This is a genomic window from Sphingomonas sp. HMP6, from assembly GCF_013374095.1.
In the GTDB taxonomy this organism is placed as follows: domain Bacteria; phylum Pseudomonadota; class Alphaproteobacteria; order Sphingomonadales; family Sphingomonadaceae; genus Sphingomonas.
The window spans coordinates 3,238,853-3,258,070 of the sequence record NZ_AP022672.1; the positions used below are offsets into that span (position 1 = coordinate 3,238,853).

Consider the following 19,218-nt stretch of genomic DNA (forward strand, 5'->3'; position numbering starts at 1 on the left):
AAGAAAAATTCGGTGGGGTGGGGGCTTGAGAGAAGAAGAAGGGGCGTCGTGGCGAAGCCACGCCGTCGGTCGGGGGCTTATGGCCCCTGCCGGGGCACCCCACAAAGTAATACTTTGTGGGGACCCCTCGGCCGGTCGCGCTTGCTGAGCTTTCGCTCAGCCTGCGCTGGCTGCGAGAGCAGCCAGCAGCAGCAGCGCGACAATATTGGTAATCTTAATCATCGGGTTCACCGCTGGGCCCGCCGTGTCCTTATACGGATCGCCCACCGTGTCGCCGGTCACCGCAGCCTTGTGCGCCTCGGAGCCTTTGCCGCCGTGATGGCCGTCCTCGATGTATTTCTTGGCATTGTCCCACGCCCCGCCGCCGCTCGTCATCGAGATTGCGACGAACAGGCCGGAGACGATCACGCCGAGCAGCATCGCGCCCAGCGCCGCGAAGCCCTCGGCCTGGCCCGCCACCAGCGTGATCGCGAAATACACGGCGACGGGGGAAAGCACCGGCAGCAAGCTCGGCACGATCATCTCCTTGATCGCCGCCTTGGTGACGAGATCGACCGTGCGCGCATAATCGGGCTTGGTTTCATAGGTCATGATGCCGGGATTGTTGGCGAATTGATCGCGCACGTCCTTGACGACTTCGCCCGCCGCGCGGCCGACTGCGGTCATCCCCATCGCGCCGAACAGATAGGGCAGCAGCGCGCCGAGCAGCAGGCCGACGATGACGTACGGGTTGCTGAGCTGGAAATTGACCGACAGATCGGGGAAATCGCGCGCGAGATCGGAGGTGTAGGCGTTGAACAGCACGAGGGCGGCGAGCGCGGCCGATCCGATCGCATAGCCCTTGGTAACCGCCTTGGTGGTGTTGCCGACCGCGTCCAATGCGTCGGTCTTGTGGCGCACGTCATCGGGGAGGCCGGCCATTTCGGCGATGCCGCCGGCGTTATCGGTCACCGGGCCGTACGCATCGAGTGCCACGACCATCCCGGCCTGCGCCAGCATTGCGGTCGCGGCAAAGGCGATGCCGATCACGCCCGCGAGCTGATACGCCGCAATGACCGCAACGACGATGACGATGGTGGGGAGTGCGGTCGATTCTAGGCTGATCGCGAGGCCCTGGATGACGTTGGTGCCGCTGCCGGTCTCCGACGCCTTGGCGATGCTGCGGACCGGGCGAAAATTGGTACCGGTGTAATATTCGGTGATCCACACCAGCAGCCCGGTGACGGCGAGGCCGATCATCATGCTCCAGAACAACTTCATGCCGGTGAAGGCCACGCCTGCGCTGCCCGCGATCGCCTCGGGGGTGGCGCCGCTGCCGTCGAGGAAAGCGTTGCCGCCGATCGTCGCGTTCATGTCGCCCAAGGTGTATTGCGTGGCGAAGTAGATCGCCGGGATCGACAGGCCGATCGCGATCCAGAAGCCCTTGTAGAGCGCGCCCATGATGTTGTTGCTGCCGCCGAGGCGGACGAAATAGGTGCCGATGATCGAGGTGAGGATGCACACCCCGCCGACGATCAGCGGGAGCGTCATGACTTGCAGGAGGTGGTCGGCATTTTTGAGCGCGAGCGCGACCGAGATCATCGTCACACCGATCGTCACGACATAGGTTTCGAACAGATCGGCCGCCATACCGGCGCAATCGCCGACATTGTCGCCGACGTTATCCGCGATCGTGGCGGGGTTGCGCGGGTCGTCTTCGGGGATGCCCGCCTCGACCTTGCCGACCAGATCGGCCCCGACGTCCGCCGCCTTGGTGAAGATGCCGCCGCCGAGACGCGCGAAGATCGAGATGAGCGATGCGCCGAACGCGAGTGCGGTGAGCGCCTTGACCACGACGGGCGCGCCAGCGTTCACGCCGTTGGTGCCCGCGAGATACCAGAAGGTCCCCGAAATCGCGAGCAGCCCGAGCCCGGCGACGAGCAGGCCGGTGACTGCACCCGATCGGAACGCCATCGTCAGGCCACCCTGCAGCGAAGTGCGCGCGGCCTCTGCGGTGCGGACGTTGGCGCGCACCGAAATGTTCATGCCGACATAGCCCGCCACGCCCGACAGCACCGCGCCGAGCGCGAAGCTGGCCGCCGAGACCGGGCTGCCCATCCCGTCGAGGAACACCCACACCAAAGCGAGGACGATCACCCCGACGATCGCGATGGTGCGATACTGGCGGCCGAGATACGCCTTCGCGCCCTCCTGAATGGCGGCGGCGATGTCCTGCATCTTTTCGTTACCGGCGGGCGCTCGCAACACTTGCTGGCTGGTGATGATGCCGTAAGCGACGGCGATCAGGCCACAGATGATGGCGGCATAGACGATCGTCATGCGTATCCTTCCCTATCGTGTCGGTGGGGGTTCCGGACGTGCCGTGCCCCCACGCTTATGCCGTCAAAGTAGCGCCGGGGGATGGCTTGGCAACCCGCTGTCTCAGCCGTGCTGATAGCCGAGGCTGGCGGGGAGTGGGATGGGGGTGCCGTGGTCGGTAAGGGTGAGGCCCTGACCGGGCGCGAACTGGCCGATGCGGGTCGCGGCGACGAGCGGAGTCGCGCCCGATGGCAGCGCGAAGAGCAATTGGTAATCGTCGCCCCAGGTCACCGCACGGAGGCGATCGGTGGCGAGTTCGGGCGGGACGGGGACGGCGTCGAGCGCGATCCTCACGCTGAGATTGCTGGCCGCGGCCATGCGCTGCGCATCGAGCAGGAGGCCGTCGGACACGTCCATCATCGCGCTGGCGTGGGGGGCAAGCGCGATGCCGTCGGCGATGCGCGCGACCGGGCGGCGATAGGCATTGGGTTGGGTTTCGGGTCGCTCGAAGCCGAGCAGTGCCGCGCCGATCGTGCCGGTGACATAAAGCGCGTCGCCCGCTTTGGCGCCGGAGCGGATAGCCACGGGCAGGTGCGTTGCGTTGCCGATCGCCGTTATCGTGAGGACGCGCGGGGCGTGGGGCGGGATCGACACGGTATCGCCGCCGAGCAGTGGCGCGGAATAGTGGGTGAGGACTTGGGCGAGACCGTCGAGGAAGGCGTCGTCCCAATTCTCGGTTTCGCTCCCCCCCGGCGAAGGCCGGGGCCCAGTCGCGCTGGTGGAAGTCTTCGGGGGCTGCACTCCGCCATCAGCCGCCCGCGACTGGGCCCCGGCGTTCGCCGGGGTGGACGCTGGGTGGGTGACGCTAGCGCGCAGCGGATAATTCAGCAGCACCCCGACCGGCGCCGCGCCCTTGGCGGCGAGATCGGACAGCGCGCAGGCAATCAAGCGCCATGCGACATCGGCGGGGGCCATGTCGGCGGGGAAGTGGACCCCCTCGACCATTGTATCGGTGCTGAGCACGAGCGTTTCGCCGCCGGGGGTGAGCGTCGCGGCATCATCCACCAGCCCCGCCGCGCCGGGGTGGAGCGGGAGGGTGCGCAAGCGGGCGATGAACTCGGCTTCGGTCACGCGACGGGATGTAGCTGCAGCGCCGGGTCTTGTCTGCTAGGCGTTACGGCGGCAGTCGTCAGGACGCTTTCATGTTCGAGGTGATGTTGGCGAAGGTGATCGCCAGTTGATTGCCGAGTCCTTGCATGGCCCCGATCGCTGCAACCGCGATGAGCGCGGCGATCAGCCCGTATTCGATCGCGGTTGCGCCGCGACGGTCCCTGCGCAATCTTTTCATCGGTCGGCCTCTGCCTGGGTGAGGCTCTCATTGTAGGCGGGCGAGGCTTCGGCCGCGTGAATCCGCCCCTAGGTAAAGTTACGCTGCCGGTGTGCCACGGTCGCGCCGTGCCGGGGTGGAGCGGGAGGGTGCGCAAGCGGACGATGAACTCGGCTTCGGTCACGCTCAGGGGGTCTAGCGGCCTGGCGGGCTGCTGTCTGCGAAAGGGTGGCGATGGGGCGCCCGCGCCCGCGTTATATCGATGGCGTCACTTCACGATCCAACCTATTCACCCGTTCTCGGCGAGCCAAAAGCGGGAGATTCCATGATCCAGTCCATCGCGCATCCGACCGATTTCACCCCCGAGGGACAGGCCGCCTTCGAGCATGCGCTGTATCTCGCGCTGGCCAATCGCTGCCGGCTCACGCTGCTGCATGTCCACGATCCGCGCGCCGACGCGCAGTGGGACCGCTTTCCGCACGTGCGCGCCACGCTGCAGCGCTGGGGGCTGCTGGCGGCGGATGCGGCACCCGAGGATATCGCGTCGGTGACCGGGATCGAGGTGCGCAAGGTGGAAATCCGCGATGTCGAGACGGGCGATGGCCTGACGCGCTTCCTCGCCGATCATCGCCCCGAGCTGATCGTGATGGCGAGCCACGGGCGCACGGGCCTCAGCCGCTGGCTGGCTCCCTCGGTCTCCACCGATCTGGCGCGCGAGACGATCATCCCGACGCTGATCCTCGGCCCGCTCGCGCGGCCGTTCGTCGATTCGATGACGGGGCATGTGCACCTCAGCTCGGTGCTGGTGCCGGTCGATCATGCACCCGACCCGCAGGGTGCTGTGCCGCATCTCAAGACGCTGCTCGAAAGCATCGATGTAGCGATCGATTTCCTGCATGTCGGGCCGGTCGCGCCGGTGCTGCTCGACGGCCATGGCGCGGCGCTGGCGGTGCGGCGCGTCGAGGGGCCGGTGGTCGACACGCTGCTCGATCAGGCGCGTCAGGCCAGCCTGGTGGTGATGCCGATGGCGGCGCAGCGCGACTTGCTCGGTCTCGTACGCGGGAGCACGACCGACCGGGTGGTTCGCGAGGTGACGTGCCCGGTGCTGGCGCTGCCGACGACCGGGGACGTGCCGATTTCGCTCTGATCACTCCTCGCGCTTCGCCCCGTCGAGCGTGCGATCGTGGCGGTTCGTTTCGATCGCCAGCTTCGTCCGCTCGGCCTTGGTCGCGCCGAATTTCGCGCGGTTGGCGGCGGCGGTTGCCGCGTCATTGCTCCGCCGCTTGGCCTTGCGCGCCAGCCGCAGATTGACGATCTCCGCCATGGCTATGCGCGCACATCCTTGGCGATGGCGTCGAGCAGGCCGTTAACGAAGCCCGCCTCGCGCTTGTCGAAGAAGGCGTGGGCGACGTCGACATATTCGGTGATGACGGTGCCGACGGTAACATCGGGGCGCGCGAGCAGTTCGTAGGTTCCGGCGCGGAGGATCGCGCGCATCGCCTTGTCGAGCCGGGTCAGGCTCCAGCCCTTGGCGAGCTTGGCCGCGATCGTCGTGTCGATCTCGGCGAGCCGCGCGTGCGTGCCCTTTACGACATCGTCGAAGAAATCGACCTCGGGCTCGGCATATTCGGCATCCTCGATCGTCGCGCCGAGACGGTGCTGGTGGAATTCGTGGAGCAATTGCGTGACTGGAGTCGCCTCCATGTCATGCTGGTAGAGCGCCTGGACGGCGGCGAGACGGGCGGCGGCGCGCGCTTTCGAGCGCTCTGCGGTGCGGGGGGTGGTGTGGGAGGACATGCGCGGGCCTTAGCGGAGGATGATGCCCAAGTGAACCTGTTCCCCGGCGAAGGCCGGGGCCTAGGGTTTCGAGGACGGCGGGTGATACCCTGGGCTCCTGCCTGCGCAGGGGCACGACAGTGGCTTAGAGCCGCAGCGCCACGGACCTTGCGTGCGCAGGCAGCCCCTCTGCCTCGGCGAGCGCGACGGCGGCGGGGCCGATCGCGGCCAGCCCCTCAGGCCCCAATTGCAGGAAGCTCGTGCGTTTCATGAAATCGAGCACCGACAGGCCACTGGCGAAGCGCGCGCGGCGGCCGGTGGGGAGGACGTGGTTCGGCCCGGCGACATAATCGCCGATCGCCTCGGGCGTGTGCCGACCGAGGAACACCGATCCGGCATGGCGGATGCGGTCGAACAGGGCTTGGGGATCATCGCAGGCGAGTTCGAGATGTTCGGCGGCGAGCCGGTCGACCAGCGGGAGGGCTTCCTCCAGCGACGCGGTCACGATGATCGCGCCGTTCGCATCCCATGCCGCGCGCGCGACCTTGGCGGTGGCGAGCGTTTCGATCTGGGCGTCGACCTCGGCGGCGACGGCGTCGGCGAAGTCGGGCGAGTCGGTGAACAGGATCGACTGGCTGGTCGGGTCATGCTCGGATTGTGACAGCAGATCGGCGGCGATCCAGTCGGCGCGGTTCTTGCCATCGGCGACGACGACGATTTCGGACGGCCCCGCAACCATGTCGATGCCGACCACGCCGTAGAGCTGGCGTTTGGCCTCGGCGACCCAGGCGTTGCCGGGGCCGGTGATGACATCGACCGGGGCGATCCGGTCGGTGCCGTAGGCGAGCGCGGCGATCGCTTGTGCGCCGCCGACGCGCCACAGTTCGTCCACGCCCGCAATATGGGCTGCGGCGAGCACCAGCGGGTTGATTTCGCCATCGGGGGTGGGCGTGACCATCACCAGCCGATCGACGCCTGCGACCTTGGCGGGGATCGCGTTCATCAGCACCGAGGAGGGATAGGCCGCGCGGCCGCCGGGGACATAGACGCCCGCCGCCTGCACCGCATTCCAGCGTGCGCCAAGCCGGACGCCGACAGCGTCGGTGGTGTCGCTGCCCTGCGGCTTCTGCTTCTCGTGATAGGCGCGAATGCGGCTGGCCGCGAGATCGAGCGCGTCACGTAACGCTGGGTCGAGCGCGTCATAGGCCGCGCGCCATTCTGCACGATCGATCTGCCAGCCGGTCGCGTCGAGATCGTGGCGATCGAAGCGCTGGGTAAGGTCTGCCAGAGCGGTATCCCCTGCATCGCGGACGCGCGCGATGATCGCGGTGACGTCGCGCGCGACATCGGCATCGGCTTCGCGGCGGGCGTTGACCAGCGTGGTGAAATCGGCGGCGAAGGTGGGGGCGGAGGTCGTGAGACGGATCACGCCGCGCGCTCCTGCGCAACCGCGCGCCGGAACGCCTTGACCAGCGGCACCACTTCGCCGCGTGTCTTGAAGGCGGCGCGGTTGACGATCAGCCGCGAGGTGACCTCCATGATCGTCTCGACCTCGACCAGTCCGTTCTCTTTCAGCGTCCGGCCCGACGACACCAGATCGACGATGCGCGGCGCGAGGCCGAGCAAGGGCGCCAGCTCCATCGCGCCGTTCAGCTTGACGCATTCCGCCGAAACCCCGCGGCGGGCGAAATAGGCTTCGGTGACGTGCGGATATTTGGTGGCGACGCGGACATGGCTCCAGCCGCGCGGGTCATCGTTGGCGGCCATGTCGGCGGGTTCGGCGACCGACAGGCGGCAATGGCCGATGCCGAGATCGACGGGCGCGTAGAGTTCCGAATAATCGAACTCGGCCAGCACGTCCGACCCGACGATGCCGAGTTGCGCGGCACCGTGCGCGACGAAGGTAGCGACATCGAACGCGCGGACCCGGATCAAGTCGATCCCGGGGTTGTTGGTGGTGAAGCGTAAAGCGCGGCTGTCCTCGTCGCTGAACGCAGGCTCGGGCACGATTCCGGCGGCGGCGAGCAGCGGGACCGCCTCGGCGAGGATGCGGCCCTTGGGGACGGCGATTATGATGGGGTCGGGCATGATGCCCGGGGCTTTACTTGGGGTCGGGGGTGGGCGCAACAGACGCCATCGGTGGAGAAAATCGATCATGGCAGATGAGAAAACCAATCGCGGCGCTTTCCTGATCCAGCAGCACTATTGCGAGGCCAATGCCGCGCCGATCTATGGCCGGATGGCGGGGGCGGTCGCAGCGGGGCTGACGCGCGACACGGTGGTGGGCGCGCGGGTGCTCGATTGGCCAGGCGAGCCTACGCGTGATGCCTTGCCGTTGCGGTTGTTCGGCGGGTTTCATGCGCTGGTCCTTGGCGGCGCGGATGTGGGGCTGGCGGCGATCTATGCGGGGGCGGTGACCGAGCAGGGCGCGATAATTGCGACGCTGGAACGCGTGCTGGCCAAGCACGAGGCGGCGCTGCTGCCGTGGCTCGACGGGCCGCCGCAGACCAATGAGCCGGGGCGATCGGCGGCGCTGATGCTCGGGCTGATCGAGATCGCGCGGCGTCATGGGTCGAAGATCGAACTGCTGGAAATCGGGTCGAGCGCGGGGCTCAATTTGCTGATTGATCGCTATCGCTTCGACCTGGGCGGGACGATGTACGGGCCGGAGGATCCGCCGGTGACGATCGCGCCGCAATGGCAGGGTCCGGCAGCGGCGGCGGTCCCGCTGGAGATCGTCCGGTCACGCGGGTGCGACGTGAACCCGCTCGACGCGACCGATCCCGATGTGGCGGCGCGGCTGGCGGCGTATGTCTGGCCCGAGACGCCCGAACGGCTGACGCGGGTGCGCGCGGCGATCGCGATGCTGGGCGCGCATGGCGTCGATCTGGTGCAGGCCGATGCCGCCGACTGGATCGAGGCGCGGCTCGCCGAACCGCAGGAAGCGGGCGTCACGCGCGTGCTGATGCATTCGGTGGTGTGGCAATATCTGCCCGAACCCGTCGCCGAACGGATTCGCGTGGCGATGCCGGCGGCGGGCGCGGCCGCGACGGCGGAACGGCCGCTTGGCTGGGTGATGATGGAGCCGGACCGGGCGCTGGGGCATCAGGTGATCCGCGCGCGCTCGTGGCCGGGAGATGGCGCGTGGGAAACGCTGGGGACGAGCCATGCGCATGGGGCTTGGATCGACGCGGGCGGGGCTTCAGGCGATGCCGCGCCGGGGGTGGATTTGCCCGAGGCGGCGCGGGTCACTGTCTAATTCCTCCCCGGCACGGGGAGGGGGACCGCTCGGCTTCTTCAGCCGAGTGGTGGAGGGGGGGCGTGCCGCAGGGAACCGCTCGCCGAGAGCCCCCTCCACCGTTCGCTGAATGCTCACGGTCCCCCTCCCCGTGCCGGGGAGGATTTTAGGAAGGCAGCCAACCCCGGATCGCCGCGACTACGGCATCGGGCGCTTCCCACGGCACGAAATGCCCGGCGTCGACCTTCACCAGCGTGAGGTCGGGGACGTAGCGCTCCAATCCTTCGAGCTGGCTCGGCAGCAACGCAGCGTCGGCTAGGCCCCACACCACCAGCACCGGCTGCGGCATCGGGGGGAAGGGGCCGTCGAGGAAGGCGGGGCGCTCGGGCGTTTCGTCCATCGCAGGTACGATGATCGGGCTGGCGCGGTACCAGTTGAGCATCGCGGTCAGCGCCCCGGGCTGGCCCCATTGGTCGAGATAGACGGGCTTTTCGTCGGCGATTCGGTCGAAATCGGTGTGGGGCAGGAAGCTGGACTCGAAGAACGCGGGCAAGCCGATCCGCGCAATGTGCGCCTCGAAATCGGGGTTGCGGAAGGCGGTGATGTATTGGCTCGCTTCGCGCTGGGCCATGTCGTCGAACAGCGTGCGCTGAAAGATAAAGGGGTGCGGCGCGTTGACGATGACGAGGCGCGTGATGCGCGCCGGATTGTTGAGCGCCGCCATCCACGCGATCGCACCGCCCCAATCGTGGCCGACGAGCGTGAAGGTCGTCAGGCCGAAATGGTCGGCGAGCGCGAGCAGGTCGGCGACGATATTCGCCGGTTTGTACGCGTCGATCCCCTCCGGCTTGGACGAGCGCGCAAAGCCGCGCTGGTCGGGTGCGATGACGAAATGGTCGGTGGCGAGCTGCGGGATGACGTGCCGCCAAGTGCGGTGTGATTCGGGGAATCCGTGGAGTAGGATGATCGGCGGATGCGCCGGGTCGCCGGCCGTGGCGACGTCGAGCGTGACGCCGGTGGGGAGGGGGACCTGCTGCAATGCAAACGCTTCGATCATCTAATTCCCCTCCCGCTTGCGGGAGGGGTTAGGGGAGGGCCTGACCTTTACTCGCCGCGCAGTGCATCCGACATGCCCTCCCCCAGCCCCTCCCGCAAGCGGGTGGGGAGTCAGGGGGAGGGCGGGGAGGACATGTTACGGATAGCTCACGGTCTTCGGGATGGCCGGGATCGGGATCCATTCCTTGTCGTCGCCCCCTACCTTGGGGAATTCGCCCGCGGTCCAGGCGCGCTTGGCTTCCTCGATGCGATCCTGCCGCGAGGAGACGAAGTTCCACCATACGTGGCGCGGCGTGGCGAAGGCTTCGCCGCCGCACAGCATCGCGCGCGCGCCGCTTTCCGAGCGGAGCGTTGCCGTCACGCCGGGGCGCAGGACGTAGAGCGTCCTCGGTTCTAGCGTCATGCCGTCGAGCGTCGCGTCGCCAATCGCGATGTAGATCGCTCGCTCATCGGCGGCGGCATCGATCGGGACGCTGCCGCCCGCATCGAGCACGATGTCGGCGTAGATTGTCTCGGCATAGGTGGTGGTCGGTGCGGTCGCGCCCCAGAGACTCCCCATCACGATGGGCGCGCGGGCGCCCGGGGTTTCGACCGTCGGCAGATCGGCTTTGGCGACATGTTCGAACGCGGGATCGATCTCCTCATCCGCCTCGGGCATGGCGAGCCAGGTCTGGATGCCCGACAGCGCGGGTCCGACCGCACGCTCGGCGCTGGGCGAGCGCTCGGAGTGAACGATGCCGTGCCCCGCGGTCATCAGATTGACCGCGCCGGGTTCGATCACCGCCACGCTGCCGACCGAATCGCTGTGCGCGATCGCGCCTTCGAACAGATAGGTGACGGTCGCGAGGTTGATGTGCGGGTGTGGGCGCACGTCGATGCCGGTGCCGACGGTCAGGCGCGCGGGGCCCATCTGATCGAAGAAGATGAAGGGCCCCACCATCGTGCGCGGGCGCGACGGCAGCGTGCGGTGGACCTTGAAGCCGCCGAGATCGTGCGTGACGGGCGTGATCGTCTGCAGGATCAGATCGTCATTGGTCATGTCATAGCCTCCACCCGGTCGAGAAGCGCGGCCAGGTCTTCGGGAAAATAGGGTTCGTCGAGCGCGCGCAAGGTGGCGCGGTCGAACCAGCGCCAGCGCGTCATCACGCGCTGTTCGAGCGCGGTATGGCCGCCGGTGTCGATGTCGGCGGATTCGCTGCGGATCAGGAAATAGCGTTCGTCGGCGGTGACCGGCACGCCCTCGATCGTCACGAAATCGACGGTGCGCTGCAGGATTTCGGGGCCGCAATCGAGATCGAGGCCGGTTTCCTCGCGCAGTTCGCGCCGCGCGGCTTGGCAGTAGCTCTCGCCCGGATCAAGCGCGCCGCCGGGGGTGCACCAGAACGGCGGGCGGTCGTCAGGGTTGAAGCGGAACAGCAGCACGCGGTCGTCCGGATCGAGCAGCAGGATACGCGCGGCCGGGCGGGCGGCGCGCGCGGTCACTCGCCCGGCGCTCGGGCACTGATCGCCAGTGCGTGGATGCGCGTGGCGAGCAGGTCGGCGAGCGCGGTATTGATGAGCCGTTGTCGCGCGACGCGGTTGAGGCCGACGAACTTTTCGCTCTCGACCGTCACCGAGAAATGCGATTCGCCCGATTTGTCATCGCCCATGTGCCCGGCGTGCTGCGCACTGTCGTTGGAGATGTGGAGGCTGGTGGGGACAAGTGCTGCGTCGAGGCGATCACGCATTTCGTCGACAAGCGGGCGGGGGGCGGTGGCGGGCTGGTTCATCACGCCTATATAAACCGTTTTTGGATTTGAGGGAGCCGCGTTGGCACGCGAAGACGACAAGAACCGCGAAAAGCCATCGCCCCGCTTCCACGGCCGGGTCGAGGGGAGCGGGCGCGCGTGCGCCGAGGCCGGATGCGATGCGCCGGGCGAGTTCCGCGCGCCCCCGGCGGAAGGATCGGGCTACGGGTCGGAGGGGCCGCGGCCGTATCGCTGGTTCTGCCTCGACCATGTCCGTGCGTTCAATGCGCGCTACAATTTTTTCACCGGCATGAGCGCGGAGGAAATCCACGCGCAGCAGAGGCCCTTTGCCGGCTGGGAGCGCGAGACGCGCGCGTTTGCGCATTCGGGCGGCGACGTGCCGCCGAAATGGGCCGATTTCAGCGATCCGCTCGACGCGATCGGCGCGCGCTTCCGGCGCGCGGCGGAACCGGCACGGGCCGACGGGCGACCCTTGTCGGAACTCGACCGGCGATCGTTGAAGGTGCTGGGGCTCGCTGCGGACGTCGACCGGCGCGGCTTGCGCACGCGCTATGCCGAATTGGTGCGGAAGTATCACCCGGATCGCAATGGCGGCGACCGCAGTTTCGAGACTAAGCTGCAAGAGGTGATCGCGGCCTACACGCAGTTGAAGGGTGCGGCCGCGTTCGCCTGAGGAAGCCTCAACCTTCTTCCGTCTCGACGATGCCGAGCCGGTGATAATGACGGTGCAGCAGCCGGAGCGCAGGCGTCACCAGCACGCCGTGCATCAGGATCGACCCCGCGATGATCAGCCCGAGCGTCGCCCACAGGCTGGTTTTTTGCACGAACGCGGCGTGATTGAACCCGTAGCTGAGATAATAGACCGAGCCGAGGCCGCGAATACCGAAGAAGGCGATGATGCCCAGTTCGAGCGGGGGGCGCTTCACCCCGATCAAGCTGATCCACCCGGCGAGCGGGCGGATGACGAGCAGCATGACGCCGGCGAACGTCGCTTCTTTCCAGCCGAGCGGGGCGAGCAGACCCGCCGCCAGCATCCCGCCGAACAGCAAGAGCAGGAGCATCATCAAGAGCCGCTCCGATTCGTCGGCGAAATCGTGCAGGCGTTTGTTGAAATCATGCCCGCGCGCCGATTGGCGGATCGTCAGGCCCGCGACGAAGACCGCGAGAAAGCCGTAGCCATGCGCGAATTCGGTGACGGCATAGACGAGCAGCGTCGCGCCGAGTGCGATGAACCCGTCGCCGGTCCGCGATAGCGCGGTGCCCGCGGGCATACGGTAGATGATCCAACCGATCGCGCGGCCCAGGCCAGCACCCAACACCAGCCCGGTACCGAGTTTCCACAGCACGTCATCAAGCACCCAATGCGTCAGCACCGCGCCGCTCAGGCCGCCTGCAGCGGCGATCGCGATGGCGAGGTGGATGAAGGGGAAGGCGAACGCGTCGTTCAATCCGGCTTCGCTGGTCAGCGCGAACTTCGCCTCGGCTTCCTGCTCATTCTCGTCATGGGCGATCTGCACGTCGCCGGCCAGCACCGGATCGGTCGGCGCGAGCGCGCCGCCGAGCAGCAGCGCCGTCGCCAGCCCGAGCCCGAGGAAATGATAGCCGAGCAGCATGACGAGCAGGATCGTCAGCGGCATGGCGATGCCGAGCAGCCGCCACGTGACGTTCCAGCTCTTCCACGCGACGATCCGTTCGATCTTGAGCCCGCCACCCATCAGCGACACGATCACGATCATCTCGGTGGCGCGTTCGACCAGCTTGGGGGTCTTCTCGGGATGCGGCGCCCAGGCCGAGAAAGGCGGAAAGGAGAACAGGACGAAGCCGATTGCGACGCACACGATCGGCAACGACAGCGGCAGCTTCCGAAGGACGAACGGCAGCCATGCGATGACCAGAATCATCGCGCCGAGTGCGAACAGGATCGGGATATATTGTGCCTCGAACCGGGGGGCCTCCGCAGCGAGGCTGGTGGCTTCGGACAGAGAGAGGATCAACGGCACTTCCGATCGCGGCGCGCGGCACGGATGCGTGCAGCGCTCCCCGCTCAACCAATCGCGGGCGGAAATGTGCCATGCGCGGGGAAGGTTAGCCCCAATCCTCCCCCTGGCGGGGGAGGATCGATGTCACGAGATGCGTTTCGCCACTTCTTCCAATTGCGCGCCGACAAGTCCTCCCGCCATTTGCTAGGTCCTCCAATTCGGACTAACTTCGGCGCGGCCAAGAATAGGTAAGCTAATGCTAGATTTTTTGTTGATCGTCGCGTTGCAGGCGACCGGGCCGATCGGAAAGTTTGAAGCCAAACCGCCTTTTGGCCGATATGATACTGACAGCGCCATGGGAGACGTGGAGCGGTGCTTGATCAACATCGCACACTACGGACCACCGGCAGTTTATCGCCAGCCGGATAGGCCAGACCGAGCCACCATTATCTGGAGTTCGGGGTCCGGCACCGCAGTTGGCCGCGTCGATCTCGCCCGCAATGGTCATGGCACTACGATCGTATCATGGTTCGATGAAAAGCAGGTTCAGGTGTGCCTCAACCCGCCTTCGTGAAGCTTTCGCACGGTGCCCTTCTGAATTTTCTTCGCCGTTCGGGCTGCGCGTGATCATTGCTGAGCGGCCGCCTTCACGCATGTGCTGTGGAACGGGGTGCAATCGCTCATCCCGTTTCTCCTGAAGACATCAATCGCGGTCGGGCGTGCCGAGCGGGAAGACATGGCGGTAGGGTCGCGCTTCCTCGACGCAGCGCGCGAACGGTGCCCAGGCGAGCAGATGCGCGCGGTACGCCTTCAGAGTCGCATAGCTGTCGGGGATCGGGTGCGCCCAATCGGCGTAGAAGAGCGACGGTGCTGCGGCGCAATCGGCGAGCGTGGGCGTGTCGCCGCCCGCTGCCCAAATGCGCCCGGCCAGTTGCGCATCGAGCCAGGCATAAGCGGTGTCGAGCGTCTTGCGTGCCTCCTCGACCCCGGTCGGGTCGCGCTTGTCGAATGGACGCATTGCGTTGCCGACCAGCTTCTGCACCGGCGTCATCACGCGGTTATCGAACACGCGGTCGAGCAAGCGGATTTCGAGCGTGTCGCCTTCGGACACGAAGCGATGCGTGCCGGGATGATGCGTGTCGAGATATTCGATGATGATCGATGCCTCGGGCACGGTGCGCGCGCCGTCGGCCAGCACCGGAAACTGCCCGAACGGCCAGCGCCGCGCGAGTTCGGTCGCCGTATCGAGCTGGTCGGGGCCGAGCAGCCGGAAGGTGAAGGGCGTGTCGTTGGCGTAGAGCGCGATCAACGCCTTCTGGCAGTAAGACGAGAAGGGGTGGGCGAAGAGCTCAAGCATCGGCCACCGCGACCTCGCCCGACTGTGCTCCGGCCCTGGCCCCGACCAGCGCGAACACCGCGCCTTGCGGATCGATGCCGACCATCGAGAAGTCGCCGCCGGGGATTTCGATCGGCGGCTGGACGATGCTGCCGCCGTTTGCGGTGATCGCCGCCACCGCCGCATCCACGTCGGGTACGCGGAAGTAATAGGTCCAGGCCGACACCGGCATGTCCGGCAGCTTCGGCATCACCGCGCCGAGCATCCCGTGGCCGGGGGGCGATCCGTCAGGGGCGTGACCGGTGTGGCGCAGGAATTCGTAAGTCCCGAGCGGCCCCATATCCATTTCGCCATCCTTCACCCAGCCGAAGCGCTGGCCGTAGAAATGGAGCGCGGCGGCGGGATCGGCGGACGCAAGCTCGTTCCAGGCGCAATGGCCGGGGCGTGGCATGTCGTAGGAGAAGGACAGGCTGGTCGCGTCGGGCCGGTCGGCGGGGGGCGTCGGCTTCATGATGTAGAAAACGGCACCCTGCGGATCGGCGACCAAAGCCATGCGCCCAGCACCCGGCATATCCCACGGCCCCATGTGCACCGTGCCGCCGCCATCGGCGATCGACCCCGCCATCGCATCGATATCGTCGACCGAGACATAGCCGAGCCAGCCTGCGCGCGCGCCGCCCGCCTGCATCTCCGGCGTCAGCGGCAGCAGCCCGGCGACCGGGCCGTTGGCGGATGCGATCATGCGATAGTCGATCGGGCCGCTCGCCGCCGCTTCGATCTGCCAGCCGACGACCGTCTCATAGAAGGCGCGAGCAGCGTCCGGGTCGGGCGTGAGTAGTTCGTACCAGATGAAGTCGCCATGATGATTCGCCATGTCATTTCTCCAGAATAACGACGGGATCGAATCCGCCCAAGATCATGCGTTCGCCATCGAATGCATGGCGTGTCTCCTGTGGGGGTCAGGCGGCGGGCACCGGCTCCGCGGCGGCTGGCATCGCGTCGTACGCATTCGGGTCCATCCAGATCGGGCCGAAACCGTGCCCGTCGGAATCCTCGACCCCGCGCGAATACATAAAGCCTTCGTCCTCCGCGCCGTGCAATTCGCGTCCGCCAGCGGTGATTGCTGCGGCGGCGAAGGCGTCAACCGCTTCGCGCGACTCCAGCGCCAGCGCGAACAGCGGTCCGCCTGTCGTCTTCGCATCGGCGGGGGGCTTCGCGGTGAGGGTGCGATAGAGATCGTGGCCGATCAGATTGAAGGTGATCGCGTCGGACCAGGCCATCGACGCCGCGGCCTCGTTGGAGAAGGCGGGGTTACGCGTGCAGCCGATCGCTTCGTAGAAGGCGGTCGCGGCGGGGACGTCGGCGACGGGCAGGCTGATGAAGATCCTCTTTGTCACGGCGCAATTCTCCTGTGCGACTCGTTGTTTGCCTTTGATGCGGCCGTGAGTTATTAAAAGCAACGATGAAGTTAGAAAAAGTGACTGAACGTTCCGACGCCACGACCAAGCGCTGGTATGACGATGCCTGTGGCACCGCGCTGGCGATGGAATTGGTGGGGGAGCGCTGGTCGTTGCTGATCGTGCGCGAATTGATGTTCGGGCCGCGCCGGTTCGGCGAATTGCGCGGCGGGCTGACCGGGATCAGCGCGAATGTGCTGACGCAGCGGCTGGAGGGTATGGAACGGGTCGGCATTCTCGCGCGGCGCAAGCTGCCGCCGCCTGCCTCCGTGCAAGTCTATGAACTGACCGCGCTGGGCTATTCCGCCGAAGTTGCGATCCAGGAGTTGGGACGCTGGGCGGCGCAATCGCCCCTGCATGATGCGACGCTGCCATTCAGTGCCGCATCAGCAATGCTGTCGTTCCGCACGATGATTGACCGCAGCCGCAGTGGCGCGTTCGGCGCGACTGTCGGATTCCGCTTCGGCAATGAAGTGTTCTTCGCAGTGGTGGACGCAGGCGGCATCGCGATTCGGCGGGGCGATCCGGCGGAGGCGGCGGTGATGTTCGAGACCGACCCGGCGACGCTCGCTTCGGTCGTTTATGGCGGTCGCCCGATCGCCGACGCCGAGGCTGCGGGAACGCTACGGCTTGCGGGCGACCGCGCGCTCGCCGAACGCTTCGTCACGCTATTCCCGCTTCCGGCGAAGCTGGGTTCTTGAGTCCGCGCCCAACCTTGGCCTAAGGCTGTCGCCATGACGAACATTCCGAACACCCAGCCCGACAGCCGCGAGACGACGATCCTCGACGCGCCCGACCAGATGAAGAAGGTCCGCGACCTGTTCGGGATCGATTCGGACATGGAAGTACCGGCCTTCTCGGTCGCCGACGAACGCGTACCCGATCTCGACCCGGCCTATGTGTTCGACGGCGACACCACGCTCGCGATCTGCGCGGGCTTTGCACACAACCGCCGCGTGATGGTGCAGGGCTATCACGGCACCGGCAAATCGACGCATATCGAGCAGATCGCCGCGCGCCTCAACTGGCCGTGCATCCGCATCAACCTCGACGCGCATATCAGCCGGATCGATCTGGTCGGGCGCGATGCGATCGTGCTCAAAGACGGTCAGCAAGTCACCGAATTCCGCGAGGGGCTGCTGCCGTGGGCGTTGCAGACGCCGACTGCGTTGGTGTTCGACGAATATGACGCCGGCCGCCCCGACGTGATGTTCGTGATCCAGCGCGTGCTCGAGACCGAGGGCAAATTGACGCTGCTCGACCAGAACCGCGTGATCCGCCCGAACCCGTTCTTCCGCCTGTTCGCCACTGCCAATACGGTCGGCCTGGGCGATACCAGCGGCCTGTATCATGGCACGCAGCAGATCAATCAGGGCCAGATGGACCGCTGGAACATCGTCGTGACCTTGAATTATCTGCCCGCCAAGGTCGAGGCGCAGATCGTGCTCGCCAAATCGGGCGAATATGACAAGCCCGAGGGCAAGGCGCAGGTCGACAACATGGTGCGCGTGGCCGACCTCACGCGGCGTGGCTTCATCAACGGCGACATCTCGACCGTGATGAGCCCGCGCACGGTCATCACCTGGGCGCAGAACACGCTGATCTTCGGCGACGTCGGCTTTGCGTTCCGCTTGAGCTTCCTCAACAAATGCGATGAGACCGAGCGCGCCTTGGTTGCGGAATATTACCAGCGCGTGTTCGGCAAGGATCTGCCCGAGAGCGTGGTCGGCGCCGGCAAGTCGGTGGCATGATCCTCGCCTTGCTCCTGCAGGCCGCCGCCGCCCCGCCCGTTCCCTGGGCGGTGACGACGCGACTTGAGAAGGCGAGCAAGGCGACGACCAGCTCGGCGTGGTCGACGGACGATAAGGCGCGCCTGGTCGTGCGCTGCGACGCGACCAATGAGAAGATCGTCTCGATCCAGTTCATTCCCAAGCCGGGCTTTGCCGCCGCTCTGCCGCGCCCGGTGTCGATCAAGGCCGATGACGATGGCTGGCTCGGCACCAATTGGCAGTTCCCGGGCGTCGGCGCGTTCATCAGCCAGGATGTGATCGTGACCAATCTCGCGGTGGTGATCGCGCATGGCAAGACGATCCACGTCCGCGTGATCGACCCCGACAATGCCGTGGTCGAAGCGAGCTTCACCGGTCCCGGTGAGGGGCCGATCCGGCAGGTGCTGAAGGCGTGTGACTATGAGTTCGGCGTGGCTCCGCCGCGCTCTGCGGCCCCGCTCCCGTCTGCCACGGCGCCCGATGCCAAGTCGCAGCCCAATCCGGATGAAGAGTAGAGCATGAACCCCGCGCCCCCCGTACTCGGTCGAGTGAACCATGTCGGCGTGGCCACGCCCTCGATCGAACGCTCGATCGCGATGTACCGCGATCTGCTGGGCGCCACCGTCATCGGCGCGCCGTTCGATTTGCCTGCGCAGGGCGTGAAAGTGTGTTTCATCGACACGCCCAACACGCAGATCGAACTGATCGAGCCGTATGACGAAAGCTCGCCGATCGCGGGTTTTCTGCGCAAGAATCCGGCGGGTGGGCAGCATCACGTTTGTTTCGAAGTGCCCGATATCACGGTGGCCGTCGCCGATCTGAAGGCCAAGGGCGCGACCGTATTGGGCGAACCGCGCATCGGCGCGCACGGTACGCCGATCATATTCGTCCATCCCAAAGATATGGGCGGCGTGCTGGTCGAGCTGATGGAAACGCCGGACCACTAGCGGGCGGCGCGCGAAGGGAATATCGTAGCGAAATGAACAAGCCCGTTCCCGATCTTCGCCCGGACGACGATCTTGGTCCGCCGGACGAGCATGGCCTGCAGATCTGGTCGCCGGCGGAGGCCGAAGCGATCGCGCGGTTGCAGGCCGATCCGGAATTCTGGGCTGGTCTTGAGGAAGCAGAAGAAGATGTTCGGGCGGGGCGGTTGTACACCTCCGAAGAAGTCGCTGCCCATATGGCGGAATTGAAGCAACGCTGGCGGGCTGAACGCGGCCTGTGAAATTGGTCT

At 66.6% G+C, this 19,218-nt stretch carries 24 protein-coding genes; 9 read left to right on the plus strand and 15 right to left on the minus strand.

Features of this window, described 5'->3' with window-relative positions:
- Nucleotides 1-156 precede the first annotated feature (156 nt).
- The 3 genes from HMP06_RS15840 to HMP06_RS15850 form a co-directional block, all read right to left on the minus strand.
- Nucleotides 157-2,319 (minus strand): sodium-translocating pyrophosphatase, encoded by a 2,163-nt coding sequence (locus HMP06_RS15840; protein ID WP_176497941.1) that lies wholly within the window; start codon nt 2,317-2,319, stop codon nt 157-159.
- 102 nt (nt 2,320-2,421) lie between these two features.
- Nucleotides 2,422-3,429, minus strand: a complete 1,008-nt coding sequence (locus HMP06_RS15845; RefSeq protein ID WP_176497942.1) for a thiamine-phosphate kinase — start codon at nt 3,427-3,429, stop codon at nt 2,422-2,424.
- Nucleotides 3,430-3,487: 58 nt separating this feature from the next.
- Nucleotides 3,488-3,646, minus strand: coding sequence for a Flp family type IVb pilin (locus HMP06_RS15850; protein WP_176497943.1), 159 nt, complete (start codon nt 3,644-3,646; stop codon nt 3,488-3,490).
- Nucleotides 3,647-3,950: 304 nt separating this feature from the next.
- Here HMP06_RS15850 and HMP06_RS15855 point away from each other — a divergent pair, with 304 nt between their 5' ends.
- Complete coding sequence (locus HMP06_RS15855) at nt 3,951-4,772, plus strand: universal stress protein (protein WP_176497944.1); 822 nt, start codon at nt 3,951-3,953, stop codon at nt 4,770-4,772.
- On the opposite strand, the gene HMP06_RS15860 is transcribed toward HMP06_RS15855, so the two are convergent.
- The 4 genes from HMP06_RS15860 to hisG all read right to left on the minus strand — a co-directional run bounded on the left by HMP06_RS15860 (nt 4,773) and on the right by hisG (nt 7,489).
- A complete protein-coding gene (locus tag HMP06_RS15860; protein ID WP_176497945.1) occupies nt 4,773-4,949 on the minus strand; it encodes a DUF4169 family protein in 177 nt (58 codons plus the stop codon). It abuts the gene before it with no gap.
- Nucleotides 4,950-4,951: 2 nt separating this feature from the next.
- Nucleotides 4,952-5,422: a transcription antitermination factor NusB gene (gene nusB, locus HMP06_RS15865; protein WP_176497946.1), complete on the minus strand. Its 471-nt coding sequence runs from the start codon at nt 5,420-5,422 to the stop codon at nt 4,952-4,954.
- Between the two features lie 124 nt (nt 5,423-5,546).
- Nucleotides 5,547-6,830: a histidinol dehydrogenase gene (gene hisD, locus HMP06_RS15870; RefSeq protein ID WP_176497947.1), complete on the minus strand. Its 1,284-nt coding sequence runs from the start codon at nt 6,828-6,830 to the stop codon at nt 5,547-5,549.
- Nucleotides 6,827-7,489, minus strand: a complete 663-nt coding sequence (gene hisG / locus HMP06_RS15875) for an ATP phosphoribosyltransferase (RefSeq protein WP_176497948.1) — start codon at nt 7,487-7,489, stop codon at nt 6,827-6,829. The genes hisD and hisG overlap by 4 nt, the downstream gene beginning before the upstream one ends.
- A 67-nt stretch (nt 7,490-7,556) precedes the next feature.
- Between hisG and HMP06_RS15880 the strand changes: the two genes are divergently transcribed.
- Entirely contained in the window at nt 7,557-8,660 is a 1,104-nt protein-coding gene (locus HMP06_RS15880; protein WP_176497949.1) for a DUF2332 domain-containing protein, read from the plus strand.
- 145 nt (nt 8,661-8,805) lie between these two features.
- Here HMP06_RS15880 and HMP06_RS15885 read toward each other — a convergent pair whose 3' ends face one another.
- From HMP06_RS15885 to HMP06_RS15900, 4 genes are all read right to left on the minus strand, one after another.
- Entirely contained in the window at nt 8,806-9,696 is an 891-nt protein-coding gene (locus tag HMP06_RS15885) for an alpha/beta fold hydrolase (protein ID WP_176497950.1), read from the minus strand.
- Nucleotides 9,697-9,831: 135 nt separating this feature from the next.
- Nucleotides 9,832-10,734, minus strand: coding sequence for a pirin family protein (locus HMP06_RS15890; RefSeq protein ID WP_176497951.1), 903 nt, complete (start codon nt 10,732-10,734; stop codon nt 9,832-9,834).
- A complete protein-coding gene (locus tag HMP06_RS15895; protein WP_176497952.1) occupies nt 10,731-11,177 on the minus strand; it encodes an NUDIX hydrolase in 447 nt (148 codons plus the stop codon). The genes HMP06_RS15890 and HMP06_RS15895 overlap by 4 nt, the downstream gene beginning before the upstream one ends.
- The gene (locus HMP06_RS15900; RefSeq protein WP_176497953.1) at nt 11,174-11,464 is read right to left on the minus strand and encodes a BolA family protein; all 291 of its coding nucleotides are present in this window, start codon (nt 11,462-11,464) and stop codon (nt 11,174-11,176) included. The genes HMP06_RS15895 and HMP06_RS15900 overlap by 4 nt, the downstream gene beginning before the upstream one ends.
- 40 nt (nt 11,465-11,504) lie before the next feature.
- On the opposite strand from HMP06_RS15900, the gene HMP06_RS15905 reads away from it, so the two are divergent.
- Complete coding sequence (locus HMP06_RS15905) at nt 11,505-12,116, plus strand: J domain-containing protein (protein ID WP_176497954.1); 612 nt, start codon at nt 11,505-11,507, stop codon at nt 12,114-12,116.
- 7 nt (nt 12,117-12,123) lie between these two features.
- Here the strand turns inward: HMP06_RS15905 and HMP06_RS15910 are convergent, their stop codons facing one another.
- Entirely contained in the window at nt 12,124-13,437 is a 1,314-nt protein-coding gene (locus tag HMP06_RS15910) for a cation:proton antiporter (protein WP_232089741.1), read from the minus strand.
- A gap of 256 nt (nt 13,438-13,693) precedes the next feature.
- On the opposite strand from HMP06_RS15910, the gene HMP06_RS15915 reads away from it, so the two are divergent.
- The gene (locus HMP06_RS15915) at nt 13,694-13,996 is read left to right on the plus strand and encodes a hypothetical protein (RefSeq protein ID WP_176497955.1); all 303 of its coding nucleotides are present in this window, start codon (nt 13,694-13,696) and stop codon (nt 13,994-13,996) included.
- Between the two features lie 129 nt (nt 13,997-14,125).
- Here the strand turns inward: HMP06_RS15915 and HMP06_RS15920 are convergent, their stop codons facing one another.
- The 3 genes from HMP06_RS15920 to HMP06_RS15930 form a co-directional block, all read right to left on the minus strand.
- Nucleotides 14,126-14,779, minus strand: coding sequence for a glutathione S-transferase family protein (locus HMP06_RS15920; RefSeq protein ID WP_176497956.1), 654 nt, complete (start codon nt 14,777-14,779; stop codon nt 14,126-14,128).
- Complete coding sequence (locus HMP06_RS15925; protein WP_176497957.1) at nt 14,772-15,632, minus strand: VOC family protein; 861 nt, start codon at nt 15,630-15,632, stop codon at nt 14,772-14,774. The genes HMP06_RS15920 and HMP06_RS15925 overlap by 8 nt, the downstream gene beginning before the upstream one ends.
- A gap of 85 nt (nt 15,633-15,717) precedes the next feature.
- Nucleotides 15,718-16,155, minus strand: coding sequence for a VOC family protein (locus tag HMP06_RS15930; protein WP_176497958.1), 438 nt, complete (start codon nt 16,153-16,155; stop codon nt 15,718-15,720).
- Nucleotides 16,156-16,235: 80 nt separating this feature from the next.
- On the opposite strand from HMP06_RS15930, the gene HMP06_RS15935 reads away from it, so the two are divergent.
- Genes HMP06_RS15935 through HMP06_RS15955 form a run of 5 tightly spaced genes read left to right on the plus strand, consistent with a single transcriptional unit; the run spans nt 16,236 to nt 19,209 of the window.
- A complete protein-coding gene (locus tag HMP06_RS15935; protein ID WP_332103008.1) occupies nt 16,236-16,916 on the plus strand; it encodes a winged helix-turn-helix transcriptional regulator in 681 nt (226 codons plus the stop codon).
- Between the two features lie 33 nt (nt 16,917-16,949).
- The gene (gene cobS / locus HMP06_RS15940; RefSeq protein WP_176497960.1) at nt 16,950-17,966 is read left to right on the plus strand and encodes a cobaltochelatase subunit CobS; all 1,017 of its coding nucleotides are present in this window, start codon (nt 16,950-16,952) and stop codon (nt 17,964-17,966) included.
- The gene (locus HMP06_RS15945) at nt 17,963-18,499 is read left to right on the plus strand and encodes a hypothetical protein (protein ID WP_176497961.1); all 537 of its coding nucleotides are present in this window, start codon (nt 17,963-17,965) and stop codon (nt 18,497-18,499) included. Before cobS ends, HMP06_RS15945 begins: the two co-directional genes overlap by 4 nt.
- A gap of 3 nt (nt 18,500-18,502) precedes the next feature.
- Nucleotides 18,503-18,931, plus strand: a complete 429-nt coding sequence (gene mce, locus HMP06_RS15950; protein ID WP_176497962.1) for a methylmalonyl-CoA epimerase — start codon at nt 18,503-18,505, stop codon at nt 18,929-18,931.
- A gap of 32 nt (nt 18,932-18,963) precedes the next feature.
- Entirely contained in the window at nt 18,964-19,209 is a 246-nt protein-coding gene (locus HMP06_RS15955) for a hypothetical protein (protein WP_176497963.1), read from the plus strand.
- Nucleotides 19,210-19,218 lie beyond the last annotated feature (9 nt).

Coding starts and splice junctions, on each gene's coding strand:
- HMP06_RS15900 (WP_176497953.1), bottom strand. CDS start 11,464: ATGAACCAGCCCGCCACCGCCCCCCGCCCGCTTGTCGACGAAATGCGT.
- cobS (WP_176497960.1), top strand. CDS start 16,950: ATGACGAACATTCCGAACACCCAGCCCGACAGCCGCGAGACGACGATC.
- HMP06_RS15850 (WP_176497943.1), bottom strand. CDS start 3,646: ATGAAAAGATTGCGCAGGGACCGTCGCGGCGCAACCGCGATCGAATAC.
- HMP06_RS15880 (WP_176497949.1), top strand. CDS start 7,557: ATGGCAGATGAGAAAACCAATCGCGGCGCTTTCCTGATCCAGCAGCAC.
- nusB (WP_176497946.1), bottom strand. CDS start 5,422: ATGTCCTCCCACACCACCCCCCGCACCGCAGAGCGCTCGAAAGCGCGC.
- HMP06_RS15920 (WP_176497956.1), bottom strand. CDS start 14,779: ATGCTTGAGCTCTTCGCCCACCCCTTCTCGTCTTACTGCCAGAAGGCG.
- HMP06_RS15840 (WP_176497941.1), bottom strand. CDS start 2,319: ATGACGATCGTCTATGCCGCCATCATCTGTGGCCTGATCGCCGTCGCT.
- HMP06_RS15955 (WP_176497963.1), top strand. CDS start 18,964: ATGAACAAGCCCGTTCCCGATCTTCGCCCGGACGACGATCTTGGTCCG.
- mce (WP_176497962.1), top strand. CDS start 18,503: ATGAACCCCGCGCCCCCCGTACTCGGTCGAGTGAACCATGTCGGCGTG.
- HMP06_RS15855 (WP_176497944.1), top strand. CDS start 3,951: ATGATCCAGTCCATCGCGCATCCGACCGATTTCACCCCCGAGGGACAG.
- HMP06_RS15945 (WP_176497961.1), top strand. CDS start 17,963: ATGATCCTCGCCTTGCTCCTGCAGGCCGCCGCCGCCCCGCCCGTTCCC.
- HMP06_RS15885 (WP_176497950.1), bottom strand. CDS start 9,696: ATGATCGAAGCGTTTGCATTGCAGCAGGTCCCCCTCCCCACCGGCGTC.
- hisG (WP_176497948.1), bottom strand. CDS start 7,489: ATGCCCGACCCCATCATAATCGCCGTCCCCAAGGGCCGCATCCTCGCC.
- HMP06_RS15890 (WP_176497951.1), bottom strand. CDS start 10,734: ATGACCAATGACGATCTGATCCTGCAGACGATCACGCCCGTCACGCAC.
- HMP06_RS15860 (WP_176497945.1), bottom strand. CDS start 4,949: ATGGCGGAGATCGTCAATCTGCGGCTGGCGCGCAAGGCCAAGCGGCGG.
- HMP06_RS15925 (WP_176497957.1), bottom strand. CDS start 15,632: ATGGCGAATCATCATGGCGACTTCATCTGGTACGAACTACTCACGCCC.